Annotated in this window: 7 protein-coding genes; all 7 read left to right on the top strand. The window is 55.9% G+C overall.

Annotation, left to right across the window (positions count from 1 at the left end):
- Nucleotides 1-44 precede the first annotated feature (44 nt).
- The 7 genes from LPB19_RS10790 (at nucleotide 45) to LPB19_RS10760 (ending at nucleotide 18,595) form a co-directional block, all read left to right on the top strand.
- On the top strand, nucleotides 45-698 hold the full coding sequence (locus LPB19_RS10790; protein ID WP_206642912.1) for a 4'-phosphopantetheinyl transferase family protein: 654 nt from the start codon (nucleotides 45-47) through the stop codon (nucleotides 696-698).
- A 192-nt stretch (nucleotides 699-890) separates the two neighbouring features.
- Entirely contained in the window at nucleotides 891-7,454 is a 6,564-nt protein-coding gene (locus LPB19_RS10785; protein WP_206642911.1) for a polyketide synthase, read from the top strand.
- A gap of 6 nt (nucleotides 7,455-7,460) precedes the next feature.
- Nucleotides 7,461-13,895 carry a non-ribosomal peptide synthetase gene (locus LPB19_RS10780; RefSeq protein ID WP_206642910.1) on the top strand — a complete coding sequence of 2,145 codons (6,435 nt, stop codon included), beginning with the start codon at nucleotides 7,461-7,463 and terminating at the stop codon, nucleotides 13,893-13,895.
- Between the two features lie 82 nt (nucleotides 13,896-13,977).
- Nucleotides 13,978-14,784 (top strand): alpha/beta fold hydrolase, encoded by an 807-nt coding sequence (locus LPB19_RS10775; protein WP_206642909.1) that lies wholly within the window; start codon nucleotides 13,978-13,980, stop codon nucleotides 14,782-14,784.
- Nucleotides 14,777-15,676 carry a serine aminopeptidase domain-containing protein gene (locus tag LPB19_RS10770; RefSeq protein WP_206642908.1) on the top strand — a complete coding sequence of 300 codons (900 nt, stop codon included), beginning with the start codon at nucleotides 14,777-14,779 and terminating at the stop codon, nucleotides 15,674-15,676. The genes LPB19_RS10775 and LPB19_RS10770 overlap by 8 nt, the downstream gene beginning before the upstream one ends.
- Nucleotides 15,673-16,833 carry an acyltransferase family protein gene (locus LPB19_RS10765; RefSeq protein WP_206642907.1) on the top strand — a complete coding sequence of 387 codons (1,161 nt, stop codon included), beginning with the start codon at nucleotides 15,673-15,675 and terminating at the stop codon, nucleotides 16,831-16,833. Before LPB19_RS10770 ends, LPB19_RS10765 begins: the two co-directional genes overlap by 4 nt.
- Nucleotides 16,834-17,047: 214 nt before the next feature.
- Complete coding sequence (locus tag LPB19_RS10760; protein WP_206642906.1) at nucleotides 17,048-18,595, top strand: golvesin C-terminal-like domain-containing protein; 1,548 nt, start codon at nucleotides 17,048-17,050, stop codon at nucleotides 18,593-18,595.
- The last annotated feature ends 6 nt before the right edge of the window (nucleotides 18,596-18,601 follow it).

Raw genomic sequence — 18,601 nt, 5'->3', positions numbered from 1 at the left:
AGGAGCCGAGCGTGCATACGGTGTGAACATGTCACAGACTAACTATGGCCCCTATGAGCAGCTATAGCACAGAAAACCTCGAAAAGCGTCTCACCGACTTCACTGGCACACACGTTTTCGTCGCCTCTGGGCCGCTGAACTTCGTGGAATCGCCTTACCAAGAAGAGCGAGATCTGGTGTCGCTGGCGGTTGAAAAACGCCAGATGGAGTTTTTCACCGGCAGGAAGCTGGCGCGACAAGCCTTGAGCAAGGCTAATGCGGCTGAAGGCCCAATACTCCGGGGACCAACCGGAAACCCCATCTGGCCTGACGGCATCGTCGGTTCAATCACCCACGACCGCAGCTATGCTCTGGCTGTCGTGGCGCAATCCCCCCCGCTGAAGGGTCTCGGCATAGACCTTGTCGAGAACACAGCCACCGTTACCAGTGACGTTGGTCCGCTCGTCATGCATGATGCTGAGTTCAGGCTGTTAACGGAGCTTTTTCCGAGCCAGAACATCGGCGCAGTGGCTTTCTCCATCAAGGAGTCCGTCGTCAAAGCGCTGTCGCCCCACCTAGACCGCTATCTGGACATGCTCGATATTCATCTGGCCGGTGACGGCAATGCCCTCGTCGCCACCTTATCCAACAGCCCCTACCGCTGCCGCTGCCTCGCTGTTTTCGGACCCCACGGCCTTTTTACCGCCAGTTTCTTCTGAGCACTTGCTCCAAATCAGATTTTTTCCTCTGGCAACGCCATTCTCAGCCATGCGAAATGGTCGCTTACACAGCAATGTGCTAACTTAACACGATGTAACACTCAGGCCGTTCTGCAGGGGTGGAACACGGAGTCTCGGTATGGAGTTTCGCCGGGTTGGAATCGGTATTCTCTATCTATGGAAGGCGACGAGATGAGCCCAGAAGTGTCTTCCCGCGGTGCAGCCAGTTTTCTGGCACAGTTCGAACACAACGCCGGGGCACTGGCCAGCGAGCCAGCACTTTGGCACCAAGGCAGGCCTGTAAGCTACGCGGAGCTGGATCGTAACGCTCGGATCATTCAGGCTCGCATCGAGCAAAAAGGAGCCAGCCAGGGCTCGCCGATTGCCATCCATGCACAAAATCGTGAATGGGCAATCACCGCCATCGTGGCCATTCTGCGCCACGGCTGTCCTTATCTTCCCCTCGACCCGGTCTATCCCAAGGAGAGACTGGATTACATGGCCAGCCATGCTCAGGTTGCCCTGACCATTACCGACAATGACGATTTTCGGTCTCCGGTGGGCGATCATCTGGACCTGCGCGACATTTCGTTCGCCTCGGCCCCGAGCCCCTGCCCGCAAACGAGCAAGCTCAGCGCTGAATCAAATGCCTATGTAATCTACACCTCCGGCTCTACCGGTCAGCCGAAGGGTGTCCTGATGAATCACGGTACTCTGGACAACCTGATTCAATGGCAGAATCAACGATACCCGCCCGGCACCCGCTACCGGACGCTTCAGTTCTCTGCCCTGAGCTTTGACGTCTCGTTTCAGGAGATTTTTTCTACCCTCGGCCAGGGAGGAACCCTTTACCTGATTGATGACACCATCAAACAGGATTTCCGGTTATTACTGGAGTTCATCGAAGCGCACGAGATCGAACGGGTTTTCCTGCCCTACATTGCCCTCTTGCAACTGGTCATGTGGGCCAACCGCCTGGAGCTTTACCCGGCATCTCTCAAAGAGATCATCACAGCCGGAGAGCAACTGGTAATCAGTAACGAACTCCGCTGTGCGTTCAACCAACTCAAAGGCGTGACTCTGTGCAACCAGTATGGTCCCTGCGAATCCCACGTAGTAACAGAGCACCAACTGCACTGGCCGGCCGACGCGTGGCCAGCCCTGCCGCCCATCGGTACCCCCATAACGGCGGCAGAGCTACTGGTGATGGATGAACAGCAGCAGCCTGTGTCCCCGGGTGAAGTCGGTGAACTCTTTATTTCCGGGCCGGTTCTGGCCCACGGCTACATCAACAGCCCCGAACAGACCGCCCAGCGCTTCATCGAACTGCCTGAGAAAGAAACCAAACGTGGCTATCGCACCGGTGACCTGGTCAGCGTCAATCAAGCGGGTGAGTACACGTATCACGGCCGCATCGATAACCAGGTGAAAATCAATGGATATCGGGTCGAACTCAGCGAGGTGGAAGCGCGCCTGCTGGACACGGGCAAACTCTCAGAGGCCGCGGCAGCAGTTCAGGACATCGCCGGCCAAAAGAAGCTGGTGGCTTTCGTCACCGCCCCATCCGGAAACGAGTACGACGAAGCCAGCATCAGGCAGATCCTCAGTAAAGACATGCCTGATTACATGATTCCGGCACGCTTCTACCGGGTTGAGGCACTGAAAAAGACGCCCTCGGGAAAAATCGATCGTAAATCCATGCTGGAGGCGCTCGCCCTAAACGAGCAAGGTGCCACCGTCCAAGCAAACGGCGAATCCCTGTCGGATAACTTGCTGGCCATCATCCGTGACGAGCTCAGTCACCCGGGCCTGAACCGGGATCATAACCTTCAGGATCAGGGGATGGATTCACTGGCAGCAAACCGGATTGCCGCCGCATTTTTGGCTAAAGCGGGGCTTTCGATTCCGGTCTACTCGCTTTTTCAATATCGCACCGCAGGCCAATTCCTCGAGTACGCCAGTGCCAGATACAGTGCATCTGAAGCGACCGCAATCAAACAGGACGGCGCGCCATCGTCAGCGCAGGCAGGCCGTGATATCGCCATCATCGGGATGTCAGCCCGTGTGCCCGGTGCCAACTCTGTCGAGCAGTTCTGGCACAACCTGCTGGAAGGCAAGGAAAGCGTTACCTTTTTCGAACCTGAGAACAACGCTGCGAACGTGGTGAACGCCCGGGGTGTGCTTGATGATCCGTTAGGATTTGACGCCCGTTTTTTCGGTATCAATCCGATCGAAGCCGAGTTCGTTGATCCGCAGCAGCGGCTCCTGCTGGAGTTGGCCTGGCACGCGCTGGAAAATGCCGGCATAGACCCCGAACAGTTTGCCGGCAGAATCGGCGTATTCTGCGGGGTTGGCAACAACACCTACTATCTCAACAACGTCCTGAAGAACCCCGAAAAACTGGACGATTATGGTGCGCTTCAGGCTATGGTCGCCAACGAAAAGGACTACGCCGCCACGCGTCTCGCTCACAAGCTGAATCTGGTCGGTCCCGCACTGAGCATCCATACCGCCTGCTCTACGTCCCTGGTTGCCGTTGCCGAGGCGGTTGAGGCCGTTCGTCACGGACGTTGTGATATTGCTATTGCGGGAGGGGCGGCTTTGTCATTCCCCCAGCAGCAACCCCACACCCATGAAGAAGGCAGCATTTACACCAGGGACGGACACACTCGACCATTCGATAAAAGCAGTTCCGGCACCGTGTTCAGCGACGGTGGCGGCATGGTGGTTCTGAAGCGACTCGACGAAGCCCAAAAAGATCGGGATTATGTCTACGCGGCGATTAGCGGCGTCGGCGTCAACAACGATGGCGCCGAGAAAGGCAGCTTCTCCGGCCCCAGCGTGGAAGGCCAGAAATCCGTCATCCTCTCCGCCATTAAAGATGCCAGACAAGCCCCAGGCGACATTGGTTACATCGAAGCCCACGGCACTGCAACGCCCATTGGCGATCCTATTGAGGTCTCGGCGCTGAGCGCTGCCTTTTCCCAATTCACACCGAACAAGCAGTTCTGCAAGCTTGGTTCCGTCAAAAGCAATTTCGGCCACCTGACCGCCGCCGCAGGCGTCATCGGACTTATCAAATCGGCTCTGGCGGTAGATCGCGGGATTATTCCGCAATCCATTAACTTCGAGACCGCCAATCCAGAGCTATCGTTAGACCAGACGCCTTTCATGGTCGCAAGCTCGACCAGTGAGTGGGCAGTCGAACGGGAAAATCGGGTTGCCGGGATCAGTTCCTTTGGTATCGGCGGCACCAATGCCCACGTGTTGCTCAGAGGTGTCAAAGACCCGCAGGTTGGGGATGAGCCCGATACTCCAACTTGGGTGCCTCTTTGTTTCAGCGCCCATTCCGGGGATGCTCTGGCCGACCTTATCCGCTCCCACGGGCGCCTGATCAGGGACTCTCAGACGCCCGGTTCGCGAGCCGATCTCGCCGCGGGCCTTATCCGTTTGCGGCGGTCGTTCCGCTACAGAGAAGTTCTGCCGCAGGCGGTAGACGCTGAACGTTTGCAAACCACCGCAGATGATGCGGCCGACAACGATCCGGCATTTAACGCGCCAACCATCGTCCTGGCGTTTCCGGGCCAAGGCAGCCAGGTGGCAGGCATGGGACTTCAGCTCTATGAATCCGTGCCGGCGTTCAGAACCGCCATCGACCAGTGTGCAGAATTTCTTGAGCAACAACACGCGTTTGAGCTGAAGGAACTCTTGTTCCATTCAGGCGATCCGTTGAAAGACACCCAGAAGACACAGGTTACCCTTTTCTGTATCGGCTATGCACTGGCAGAAACACTCCGTGAACTGGGGGTGCAGCCCAACGCCGGGATTGGGCACAGCATCGGCGAACTGGTCGCGGCCACCGTGGCAGGTGTCTTTGAGCTTCCCACCGCCCTTCGGATCGTCCTGACTCGTGGCGCGGTAATGCAGGCCCAGCCCTCTGGCTCTATGTTGGCTGCTCGCGCCACGATTAACGAAATTAAGCGCTTGCTGCCGACAGGCGTGGTAATTGCGGCAGAGAATACCGAGGACAGTGTCACCCTTTCCGGAGCGTCAGAAGCCGTCGAAGCCTGCGGCGAGGTGCTCGATCAGCAGGGCATCAAGTTCAGGGCGCTGAATACGTCCCACGCCTTCCACTCACCGTCCATGGATGCCGCCAGCGACTCCTTTGCTGAACAACTGGCAGACGCAGAGCTACACCCGCCCCGCTTCCGGTTCATATCCTGTGTCACAGGCGACTGGATAACCGATGCGCAGGCAACCGACATTCGGTACTGGGCGCAACAGATACGTCAACCGGTGCAATTCCGCAAAGGCTGCCAGACACTGAACGAACTCAAAGAGCTGGTCCTTCTTGAGTGTGGGCCTCAAAGCACGGTATGCGGAATGGTCATGCAGAACCTCTGCGACAAGTCCGACATTAGGCTCGCGCCCCTTGTCTCGGGTGCAGGTGATAACGAAAAGGAACTGGAATCCTTTTCTGAAGGGCTGGGAAAAGCCTGGTGTGCCGGAATCGAACTGGACTGGCCGTGCTCAGCGCCCAGTCCCGCGCTGCGGCCGAGGTTGCCCCCATACCCCTTCCAACACAAAACATACGTTATTGAACCATGGGCAGAACAGGCGGCCACGCGGGCCTCGCATGGGGTCCCGCAGGCCGACACTACGACCTTTACTTCTATTCCCGATTCTTCGAGTTTGGCTGGACAAAACATGAATGACGCCGTTCAGGAACAATTGCGCACGCTGTTTTCAGACATTTCCGGGATCGACCTGAGCAAGGCCGACGGCGATGCCACTTTCTTCGAGCTGGGGCTGGATTCGCTGCTGCTGACCCAATCAACGCTCAAGCTGAAGAAGAAGTTCAAGGTGAACCTCACATTCCGCCAGCTTCTGAATGACTGCGGAAACTTGAATAAACTGGCCGACTACCTGCTGAAAGAAGGCGTTACCACTGATGTTCCCCCTGCACCGCCGGCGGAACAGAGAGCAGCCGGAGCTCCTCAAAGCGCCCCCGGAGCAGCCCCGATGCCGCCGCAGAACACTGCCGCACTGGCCATGCCGCAGGCGCCTTCTGGCGATATCCAGGCGTTATTGCAGCAGCAGATGCAGATCATGCAGGGGCAGCTGGCGTTGCTGTCTTCCATGTCTGCACACACCCCAACCGCCTCTGCGCCTCACGCGGTCCCCGTCCCGGATCAAAAACCTCAGGAACGGACGGGCTTGAAACCGTTTGGCGCGGGCACCCGAATCAATGTCAAGCGCAGTAACGACATGACCCCCACCCAGAAGGCGAATTTCGAAAAGCTGGCGACGAGCTACAACAACCGGTTCGCGAGTTCGAAAAAATTCGCTCAGGACAACCGGAAACAACTGGCCGATCCAAGGGTGGTTTCGGGCTTCAGAACAGTCATCAAAGAAGTTATCTATCCCCTCGTGGTAGAGCGTTCCGACGGCCCCTACCTGTGGGATATCGATGGCGGGAAGCTGATCGATGTGACCTGCGGGTTTGGTTCGAACTTCTTTGGCAATTCAGCGCCGTTCATCAAAGAAGCCATCGCACGACAGCTGGAAACCGGCTACGAGATCGGTCCGCAGCATCCGCTCGTGGCCGATGCTTCCCGACTGTTCTGTCAGGTTACTGGCAACGAGCGGGTCGCGTTCTGCAACACCGGCTCCGAGGCAGTGCTTGGCGCCATGCGCCTGGCTAGAACGGTAACGGCGAAAGAAAAAGTTGTTCTATTCGAAAATGATTATCACGGCATTCACGACGATGTGATCGTCACCCGTGGCAGCAACGGTTTTGCCGTTCCCGCCGCTGCCGGCATACCCGACGCCGCTGTCGAAAACATGGTTGTCCTGGATTATGGCAGTGATGCGTCACTGGACTACATCCGCGAACACGCAGACGACATTGCAGCCATTCTGGTAGAGCCGGTGCAAAGCCGGAATCCTAACCTGCAGCCCAAGGCCTTTCTGCAAAAAGCGCGTGCGCTGTGCTCAGAGCACCAGATTGCACTGATTTTCGACGAAGTAATCACCGGGTTCCGGATCCACCCACGCGGTGCGCAGGGCTATTACGGCATTGATGCGGATATCTGTACCTATGGAAAAATCGTAGGTGGGGGGCTCCCCATTGGCGCCATTTCGGGCAAGGCACGCTTTATGGACGCGCTGGATGGTGGCCAATGGCAGTTCGGCGATGACTCGGCACCGGAAGTCGGGGTGACCTATTTTGCAGGCACCTTCGTTCGCCATCCACTGGTGCTCTCCGCCGCCGTCGCCGTGTTACAGCGACTTGTCGATGAGCCTGACCTGCAAGCCAACCTGAACGACCGTGCCAATGCGATGGTTGCGGAAATCAACCAACACGCACAGCTTGTGGGCGCGCCTCTGAAAGTCGAAAACTGCGGCTCGATGTGCAAGATCAAGATCCCCCAGGACATACCGTTTGAGGAGCTGATCTACATTATGTTGCGGGAACGCGGCATCCACGTTTGGGATGCCAGGCCTATGTTTATCACCACAGCGCACAGCGACGAGGACATTCAACGCATTGTACAGGCCTTCAAGGAATCCATGGATGACATGATTGCCATGGGATTTTTCCCCGTTACTGAAAACACGACTAAAGTCAGTAATAGCGCAAGCGTGAAGCCCCCTGTAGAAGGCGCTCGTCTGGGAAGAGACGAAAATGGCAAGGCCGCTTGGTTCGTCCCTTCCAAAACGAATAAGAATCAGTTTGAGAAATGGGCAGGGTAAGCACCTATGAACAGTGCCGTTTTCGGTTTTGCTGATCGCCACGATCCCTTTGAGTTCGGGGAGCTGGAGTGCACCATTGAAAGCACCGAGTCCCAGCGGGAGGTCTGGCTTGCAGCCCAGTTTGGCGAGGGTGCCAGCGCGGCGTTCAATGAATCTGTCTTTATTACGCTTCGGGGCAGCGTTCAGCAGGCCGCGCTCCATCAAGCCCTGAATCAACTGTGGCTGCGCCACCAGTCCGTTCGTGGATGCTTCAGTAACGATGGCGAGGAAATGGTGGTTTACCGTGACCGCCCTGCCCCCATTGAATCGCACGATTTAGCATCGCTCGCCCCAAACGAAGCCGAACGCCGGATCGAGCAGCTGTTCCGCAGCGCCGTCACAGACCCTTTCGACCTGTTCAACGGCCCCCTGGCCAGGTTTGATATCCTTCAATGCAAAGCATCAGAAACCAAAGTGTTGCTGACGCTGCACCACTCGGTTTGCGATGGTTGGTCACTGTACATTCTGGCCAGTGAACTGGGGGCACTGTACAGTCAGGCGTCCGGTCATACGAGCGCAACGGAGCTGGAGCCTGCGCCACTTTTCAGCGCTTACGCAGACTGGGAACGCGGTGAAGACATGCGCCCGCTCCGGGAGCAGAGCCTGGCTTACTGGACTCACCGGTTCGCCAAAGGAATCCCGGCCCTCGATCTGCCCTACGATCGCCCTCGGCCTGTCAGTCGTACCTTCGATGCCTTTCGCCTGGATAAAGATCTGCCACTGGCTTTACTGAGTGACATGAGAGGGCTGGCGGCTCGCAACGCCAGCACCATCACCACGACCCTGATGGCGGCCTTCGTCGCCTATCTCCACCGTATTTCCGGCTCCGAGGACATCGTTCTTGGTATTCCGTTCTCAGGCCAGATGGCCAAGGAAGAGCACAGTCTTGTCGGGCACTGCGTCAATATCATTCCTTTGTACATCAGTGTGTCCGAGTCGGATACGTTCACGTCTCTCTTGCGCAAAACCCAGCAAGCCATGCTGGAGGCGTTTGACAACCAGTACCTGACCTACGGCACCTTGTTACAGACCCTGGGAGTGGAAAGAGATCCTTCCAAACCGCCCCTGGTGTCCGTGATTTTCAACGTGGATCAGGCCAACGAATCCGATTTCGAGTTTGCCGGGCTGGAAGCCGCTTTCGACTCCAACCCCAGGGCCTTCGAGAACTTTGACCTGAACCTGAATATAACGCTTTCCGACCAGTCCGCCGTCATGGAGTGCACCCACAACCTCCAGCTCTGGAACACGGAGACCATGGACCGTCGGATGGATGAGCTTCTGATTCTGATGCGAAGCGTTCTGGCGGATCCGGAAGCCTCCATCCGGGCGCATGATCTGCTGAGGGACGAGGATCGTGCTCTGTATCAGGAACAATGGCGTCTGGGGCACCGCAACTATGAACTTGAAAACACCAGCCTGCATGGCCTGGTGGAGGCAACGGCGGACCAGTTCCCCGAACGCACCGCGCTGGTTTTCGGTGAAGACAGCCTCACCTATAGCGAGCTGGAGACCAGGGCAAATCAGCTTGCGCACTGGTTGATGGAACAGGGCGCATCATCTGAAACGATCGTTCCAATCCTGATGGATCGTTCCTTCGAGATGCTGATAGCAATCAATGGCGTGCTGAAATCCGGGGCCGCTTACCTGCCTCTGGATCCAGAGCACCCTCACGATCGCCTGGCCTTTATCGTCAATGAAGTGCAGTCGGAATTCGTACTCACCCAGAGTCACCTCGCCAATCGCGTACCGGAAGGTGCCAAACCGGTCCGGCTGGATGGTCAGGATGTGGACTTTGAGCGCTACGATAGCCATCGCCCGAAGGTGACATTCACGGCTACCCAGCTTGCTTATGTCATTTACACCTCGGGCTCTACCGGCACACCGAAGGGCGTCATGCTCGAGCACCGCTCCATTTGCAACCACATGCTGTGGTTGAAGGAGACTTTCCCACTCGGGGATGCCGATGCTGTGATGCTGAAAACACCCTATACGTTCGACGTTTCGCTCTGTGAGCTTTTCCTGCCCCTGATGTGCGGCAGCAAACTCGTCATCGCCCGGCCCGGTGGTCACAAAGATCCCAACTACATGGTGGACCTGATCAATCAGCATCAGATCTCACACATGCATTTTGTGCCCTCCATGGCGTATATGTTCCTGAATGCCTGCAGCCAGGCTCAGTGCCCCAGCCTGCGCCGCCTGATTCTGGCTGGTGAGGCGGTGAGCACCGAACTTGAGCAGCGGATCAGCACGTCCTTTCCTGACGCCGAATGCTGGAACCTTTACGGCCCCACAGAGGCAGCGGTGCACGCCAGTTTGTGGCGTTGTGGTCAGGAATCGAATCCACACACGGTCCCGATGGGAAAGGCGCCGCCGAACACCCGTCTGTATGTCGTCAATGATCAGATGCAACTGGTTGGGCCGGGCCTGATTGGAGAGCTTTTGATCGCCGGTGTTCAGGTGGCCAGGGGCTACATCAACCGTCCGGAAATGACCGCCGAGCGGTTTATCAGGGACCCGTTCTACAGTGACGCCGCAACCGCCTACCGAACCGGTGATCTCGTCAAGATGCGCTCCGATGGTGCCCTTGAATACATCGGCCGGAATGATTTTCAGGTCAAACTCAGAGGCCTGCGAATCGAGCTGGGGGAAATTGAATCCGTCATTCTGCGCTATCCAGCGATATCCCAATGCGCCGTGTTGGCCCGGGAAGACCGCAAGAACGATCAGAGACTGGTTGCCTACATCATTTCTGACCGGCCCCTGGATGAGCATCTTGCCGCGCTGAAAACGCACATCAAAGCGCACCTTCCCGACTACATGTTGCCGCAACATTTCGTGCAGCTGCAGGAAATGCCGCTAACCTCCAGCGGAAAAGTGGATCGCAAGGCTCTGCCTGCCCCTGACTTGAACCTGCCTCAGGCTGAGGAGTTCGAGGCGCCGGAATCGCGACTGGAGCAAGAACTCAGCGACATCTGGAGCAACGTTTTAGGGGTCTCCAATCTCAGCGTCACCGCCAATTTCTTCGACCTCGGAGGGCATTCCCTGCTTGGCACACAGATGCTGGCTCAGGTGAAAAGCAAGTACGGAGTGAGATTAGGGCTCGGAAAACTGTTTGAAGCACCGACCGTTCGCTCGTTGTCGCGCCTGATCGAAACAGAGCGTCAAAACGGCGAGGACATGCCCCCCATTTGCAAACATCCAAGCAATGAGCCGGTGTACGCCATTCCCCAACAACAGGTTTGGTATTTGTATGAAAAAATCGTACCCGATTCCTACGCTTTCAACCTGCCGGCCGTGTTCCGATTCTCCGGTGACCTCGATACAGCCGCCCTAGATCAAGCGCTGAATACCATTCTCTTACGCCATGAAATACTCAGGGCCAACTTTCGGGAAATCGATGGTGAAGTACAGCTGGTCATCAATGCCGACCGGAGGATTGATCTGACACCGAAACCGGTTTCAGACTACGGTGCCAGTGATATCCACACCTTGGAAGCGGCTCTCGAGGCCGAAGTAGCCGAGCCTTTTGACGTTTCTGCGGGACCGCTATTCAAAGCCTCGCTGATCAGGATGGACTCCCAAGACCACGTGCTGTTCTTCATGATCCACCATCTGGTTTTCGATGGCTGGTCGTTTGATCTGCTGTTGAAAGAGCTATGTACCCTCTATAACGCCTATGCCAAAGGGCAAGCCAATCCCCTTCCGGAACTGAATTATCAGTTCAAGGATTTCGCGTTCTGGCAACGAAGCTGGCTTCAGAGTGACGTCATGGAGGAGCACCTGGACTACTGGAGGGGAAAACTTGCGGGAGACTTGCCGGTTCTGAATCTGCCTACGGATTTCGACAGGCCGGACCAGCAGCCGCACCGATCACAGGGTATCAAGTTTGATATTGAGCAAACCAGCGTCGAGAAACTGGAGGCGCTGGCTGCGAGCAATCAAACAACCCTGTTCATGGTCATCATGTCTCTGTATGTGCTCATGCTGCACCGTTACAGCCGGCAAAACGAAATCGTCATCAATGTGCCGGTTTATGGTCGCCATCAAGACGAGCTTAAAGGCGTCATGGGGCCGATGATCAATGTAATGGTTTGCCGGTTCAGGCTTTCCGGGGTCCGGTCATTCAGCAGCCTGGTGCGCCACGTAAAAGAAACCATTCTGGAGGCCATGGACCATCAATTCGTCCCCTTCGATCTGCTGGTCCGCACCGTCAATCCTCAACGCGATCCTTCCCGAAATCCGATCGCGCAGACCTTGTTTAACTACCAGGACGTACGAAACAGACAGGATGAAATGGATGGCATCCAGCGGTCCCAGATCAACCTTGACCGTGTAGGTGTAGAGACCGACCTGGATGTCTGGTTCAAACGTCACAGTGCCGGAATCCAGTGCGGCTTCGAATACCCGGTCGAACTGTTTGAACGCGAGACCGTCGAACAGTTCGTGTCCGGCTTTCAGGAGAGCGTAAAGGCTCTTCAGGAACAGCAGGACGTCTTTGACCTGATTGTAAGCGCATCTCAGGAAGAGCAGCGCTGGATTGAACGCTGGAACGACAACCGCATCGAGTGGCCATTTGACAATGGCTTTTTATCGCAGCTTGGCCATCAGGTGTCAGCACGCCCGACAGAGACTGGATGCATCGATGCTCAGCAAAGCCTCACCTATCTTCAGCTCAATGAGAGAGCCAATAAACTGGCACGACATTTTGCTGCCCAGGGCATTGCTCGCGGAGATATTGTCGCGATTCTACTGGACCGGACGGTGGATCTCCCGCTCACTATCATTGCTCTTTGGAAGCTGGGGGCAGCCTATGTTCCGCTCGATGCGCTATTCCCTGCAGAGCGTATCAGAGCCATCCTGGCGGTCGCAGGTGCTCAGCACCTGATCACCACGTCAGGCTTTGGCAGCGCGATCAACGCCCATGAGGGAATGACGCTGCTGATTGATCAGGATGAGCAACGCATTACGCAACAGAGCAGTGAGGATATCCCACTCTCAGTGAGTCCCGAACAACTGGCCTACGTGATCTTTACTTCCGGTTCCACGGGGGTTCCCAAAGGTGTTGAGATCAGTCATGGCGCGCTGCACAACTTCTTGAAAGCGGTTGCGAAGGACCCCGGACTGGCGGCGGAGGATCGTTTGCTGGCGATCACCACCCCGGCGTTTGATATCTCCATTCTGGAGCTGTTTTTGCCTTTGAGCGTTGGAGCAACCGTGATCATTGCCTCCGGCACGCAGAACAAAGATCCGCACCAGTTAACCGCACTGCTTGAACAGCATTCGATAACCGTGCTGCAGGCTACGCCCGCGACATGGAGAATACTGCTCAATGCCGGGCTCAAAACCACGGCGGGCCTGAAGGGACTGGTCGGCGGCGAAAAGCTCCCCGCTGATCTGGCCTCAGCCCTGGTTCACAGCGGCATAGAACTCTGGAACATGTACGGCCCTACTGAGGCAACTGTCTGGACAAGTTGCTACCGGGTTGACCGCCCCAGTGAACAAGCGGCCCCACGGGTGTTGATTGGCCGTCCACTGGCGAATACCCAGCTTTACGTTCTCGACGACGATAGAAACCCATTACCTCCGGGCGTGTACGGAGAACTGTGGATTGGTGGACAGGGCCTCGCCGAGGGCTACCGCGGAAACCCCGAGCAGACGGCAGAACGCTTCGTCCCCTTTCCCGATGGACGACGGCTCTATCGTACTGGCGATTTCGCCAGATGGACCAAGGATGGCCAGGTAGAATTCGGCGATCGCCTCGATAATCAGGTGAAAATCCGAGGCTATCGCATTGAGCTCGAGGAAATTGAGATCCAGCTGAGGGCACACCCGGATGTGGCCGACGCGGCTGTCGTTGTTCAGACGCTCGGTGTCGACGACCACCGGCTCTGCGCACACGTTGTTTATCGTGACGAGCACCAGCCAACAGGCAGCGAGCTTCGCAAACACCTGCGGAATTTCTTGCCGGATTACATGATTCCTCAGCAGTTCGTTGCGCATCAGGCCCTACCACTGCTGGCTTCTGGCAAGGTCGATCGTAAATCCCTATCCCAAACCCATGGGGCGGTGGAGACACGTAAGCCGGTTCGACCACCCACCCCAACGGAGCAAAAACTGATTGAAATCTGGAAGACCCTGTTGAAACGAGAGCAGATCTCGGTTGAGGACCAGTTCCTCGACGTCGGCGGGCACTCTCTGCTGGCACTGAAGGTTATCGTTTCGATCGAACAGAGGTTTGGGGTCAGTCTCATGCCTCAGGACTTGTGGGTAAATACCCTTGAGCAGCTGGCTAACCTGGTTGACCAGAGGGCTCGTGTGGATGAAACAGCCGCTCAAAAACCAGACGACAAGAAGACGAAGAAAGTGGGAAAAACCGTATTCAAACGGCTTTTCGGTTCTTAACCCGTGATTTAATCAACTATCATGACAGTGAGAGAGGTCTGTCAAACCTCCGTTCAGGATGAGCGAATGCCAGGAGAGTCGATTGGAAGCGTTCTTTTTCGGACCATCAAAAAGCTACCTTTTTGGTGCATTTCACCCCAGGCACACCAACTTTCAGGACGAAGGGGTTGTACTATGCAACCCGTTTGGGCAGGAGTATTTAAGGGCCCATAAGTCCATTCGCCGGCTGGCCATTAATCTTGCCGAGCTGGGTTACCCGGTGCTCCGCTTTGATTACCGTGGTACGGGAGATTCCGCGGGCGATCTGACGGGGGTAACATCGCAAGACTGGATTGACGACATTGGCCATGCAATTCAGGAATTACGCGACATCGCCTCGGTTTCCAGGGTAGCGGTGGTCGGGCTTCGATTAGGCGGGCTTCTGGCGGCGAAAGCGGCCGCAGAAAATGAGGACATTTCACGGTTAATTTTGTGGGATCCCATCATTGATGGTGACGGGTACATTGAGGAAATCAAATCCGTCATCGAACGGGCCCAACACTTTGGCAGTCGTTCCAAAATTCTCGAGCAAGACGGAACCATTCATTTCAACGGCTTTTGTATGCCCAAGCTTTTCCAGGAGTCGCTGGCCAGACTCAGGCTGAACGAAACAACGTCGGACGTAACCTCGCCTATTGCCCAGTTCGTGTCCCATGAATCCGACGACTTTGCCAGCATTCAACAACATCTTGGGCAACGCCAAACCTTCCACTCGGAGCTTGCGCCAGCGCCACACGACTGGAATTACGTCGATCATGTAGGTGGAATCCTATGGCCGAAGCCCGTCATCGACGCCATCTCGCGCTATTTCAGTACCATGACCCATCAGAAGATGAGCCATTATGCGTGAACAGGTAGTCACGGTCGGGCACGAAAGGCCACTGGTTGGCATTTTCTGTGAGCCATCTTCCGCTGATATGACGGACTCCAGAACGGCCGTCATTCTTCTCAATTCGGGCGTCATTCACCGTGTCGGATCGTGCCGGCTGACGGTAACGTTGGCCAGAGCCATTGCGCAAACATCAGGCCTGAGCACGTTTCGCTTTGATTTCTCGGGTATTGGGGATAGTGAAGCCCGGCGAGGCACGCTCACCGCCGAGCAGGCTGCCGTCGAGGAGGTGCAGGAAGTGATGGACCACCTCAGCAGCTGGAAGCAATACGACCGTTTCATTCTTTATGGTCTGTGCTCCGGGGCGTTTGCTGCCTATCGAACCGCTCTTGAAGATCCGAGGGTTTCAGCGACGGTGCAATTGGACGGGTACTGCTACATGACGCCCAAGAGCTACCTGCTTCACTACTCGCGCCGACTTAGCTCTCCTGGGCGTTGGATTAAATTTTTACTGCGCAAACTGGGTCTCTTCAAAATCAAGAGAGGCGCTGAGCTGTCCGGCATTGACGAACAGTTTTTTGAGGTACCAGATTTCGCGAGTTACCCGCCAAAAGAGGACGTCGCCAAGGGGCTTGAGCAGCTGAATCTCCGGAACCTTCAAATGCTGTACGTGTTCATGGGGAATGAGCACTACAAGTACGAAACGCAGTTCCTGGACTGCTTCAGCTCGGTGCCTTTTAAAGACAACCTCAAAATTATTCACCAGCCCCTGGCGAGTCACATCCTCTCCGAGCCGGCGGATCGGCAGACGGTTGTAGAGGCGATCGCGGCTTGGGTTAAATCAACGTCAAGGAAACTCGAGTCGCATCAGGCTCCAAGAGAGCTGGATTCCCCGGTTTCCCATGGGCCATGACCACCTGGGGGGAGCTTAAAGCACTCACGTCCCTCCGCGGCATCGCTGCACTTTTTGTGGTTTTCCACCACGGCATGTATGTCACTTTTGTCGACATAGGAGCATCCATTCCCACCAAGCTTTTTTTAAACTCCTACCTGTGGGTCGATTTGTTCTTCATCCTCAGTGGCTTTGTCCTGGCCTATGTGTACGACAACCAATTCTGTGATGGCGTATCCGCTGCCCGTTATCGGCAGTTCATACGATCACGCTTTGCACGAATTTATCCCCTCCATCTTTTTACGTTAAGCCTGTTCGTGGCGTTTGAGGGCATTCAGTGGGCCTTGCATACCCTGAATGTCGAGGGCAGTGGAAAGCTGGGGACACCGTTCACCGGCAATCAGAGTATTGAAAGCCTCATAACCAATATCCTGTTGGTTCAAACGTTTCACTGGGAGGCTTACTGGAATGAGCCCTCCTGGTCAATCAGCGCCGAGTGGATCATCTATTTCATCATTCCAGCGGTCATCGCGGGGATGGCGGGCCTGACGCTCCGAAGCCAACTAGTGCTGGCATTTATTGCATTTATTCCCCTGGTGCTCATTGAGCTCTACTTTGGTGATTTGGGCCTGCTGTTCGCGGGCTGGCCGATGCTGTTTCGCTGTTTGTCCGGCGCTGTACTGGGCATACTCGTTTTCAAATGCTTCCGGCAAGATCGCCTCAAGCTCATCGGCTCGGCGAATCTGGTTTTACCAGTGTTGGTGTTGAACCTGACGATGCTGCATCTGGGCCTCCCCGATGTCGTGGCTGTCGCGGGCTTCGCCTGGTTAACGCTCTGCGCATCCCGGGTTCCAAACAACGCGCCGCATATCCTCCATCATCCCTGGCTCCATTATCTGGGCCAGATATCCTATTCCATCTATCTGATCCACTGGCTGTTTCTCGATATCATCCGCGACACGGCCATTTTCTTTACCGGGAAGCCAATCGTTGGTTTGCTAAACCTTGGGGGCCAGTGGGTCACGCTGTTTCTCATCATCGGGATGGTGGTCGCTACCTCGCACTGGACCTATCGGGCTGTTGAAGTCCCGATGAGGACAAGGCTAAAACGCCCCAGCGATCATCGCAGGTTGACCGGACACGCAAAGCCCATCAAGCAAAGGAATGAGCGTTCGTAAGCCGAAGACGATTCACCGGCCATGCGGATAGCCTCGGTTTTGCGACAGGCCCCTTCCGTCCTAACAGCTTGAGCATTTCAAATGCTTTTTGCTTATCAACGCCCGTTTTATAAAAGCAGAAAACCTAAAGCACCAAGTGCTTTATTGGCCTCATGTGCCATGCTTTCGATGTTCTCGTTACCTGCCCAGATCAAACCGTTACGAGGCTCTTCAAATGGCCAGGAATAAGAATCTTTTGCTTCTGTCTATATCAAGCTCCTTCGTCGTCGGTTGTGCAACACAGATGCCGGAGGACCTTGAGGAGTTCGAACCCACCGCAAGCGGTTTTCCGGAGCATGTGATCGACCGGGAGGACATTGGCTTTTTCTCGGACGGGGACTGGCGCATCTCAGACTCTATTTCTGGATATCAGGGAAGCGACTATCTGATCGTGAGCCCCGGCACGGGCACAAACACAGCGACCTGGAACCTCAATATCATTCGACAGTTTGATGTATTCGTTAAATGGACCTCGACACCGAGACGGGGCTCAAACGTCAAGTACACCGTCCATCACCTCGATCAGAACAACAACCTTGTCACGGAAACGGTGGTCATCGACCAGACACAGAATGGCGGGGAGTGGTTCAAGCTCGGCACTTACAAAATGTCCACCCTGACAGGCCGGGTTACCATCAATGATGATGCGGACGGCTGGGTCGTTGCCGATGCTGTCATGTTCCAGGAGCTCGGGTTCGCAGGTGATGAAGCCGAGCCCACTGGAGATTCCGATGGCGACGGCATGAGCGATGAATGGGAACTTCAGTACGGGCTTGATCCCAACGACCCATCGGACGCTGGGCAAGACTCGGACGGCGATGGCCTGTCCAATCTGGATGAATTCCTGGCTCTTACCAGCCCGATCATGCTCGATACGGATGGCGACGGAAGCCCTGACGGGTACGAGGTCGAAAGCGGACTGAATCCAACCGCGGATGATTCGACAGAGGATCCCGACCAGGATGGATACACCAACGAACAGGAATATGCCGCAGGCACAGACCCGAACGACAGCGCCAGTGCTCCCGGTGTGCAGGGCGTTTTTCTTACCTGGACTACCCCCACCCAACGCACAGATGGCAGCGCATTAGCTGAAAGTGACATCGCGCAGTACGAACTCTCCTATCGACCAGCCAGCACCGCATCTTCAGGCCAAGAAACCATTGTGGACAATGACGCCCAGGCTTTTGTTGCCTATGGCGGAGGCAGAAGCTCCTCGGGCTATGAGGGGTTCATTGGATCCGATTACTTTCTGATGGATCCGGGCACTGGTGAGGTTGTTGCGGAGTGGTCAGCCTCAGAGCTTGCGAACGGAGTGACCTATACCCTCTTTGCCCACTGGGTGTCATCTGGATTGAGGGCCTCAAACGCAACCTACGAATACACCTACACTGATAGCGCAGGCAATGAAACAACGGAGCGTTCATCGGTGGATCAGCGCAGTAACGGCGGTTCGTGGCAGGAAATTGGCACGTTCACTTCCAGTGACGGCCGGGTGGTCGTCCGAATTAACAACGATGCCGATGGGTATGTCGTCGCAGACGCGATAAAGCTATCCCCTGAGGCGGCGGCTGAAACCACTGAAACTATCGATGCCGATGGCAAAAACTCGTATTTCGTCAGAGATCTGAATGCCGGCGAGTGGCAGTTCAAGATCAGGGCGATAGACACTGACGGACTGGCGGGTGAGTATTCGGAACCGAAAACCCGTACGGTTGAGTAGACATCC

Source organism: Marinobacter salinisoli, assembly GCF_017301335.1.
GTDB classification, from domain to species: domain Bacteria; phylum Pseudomonadota; class Gammaproteobacteria; order Pseudomonadales; family Oleiphilaceae; genus Marinobacter; species Marinobacter salinisoli.
This window is presented reverse-complemented; position numbering and strand designations above follow the sequence as displayed.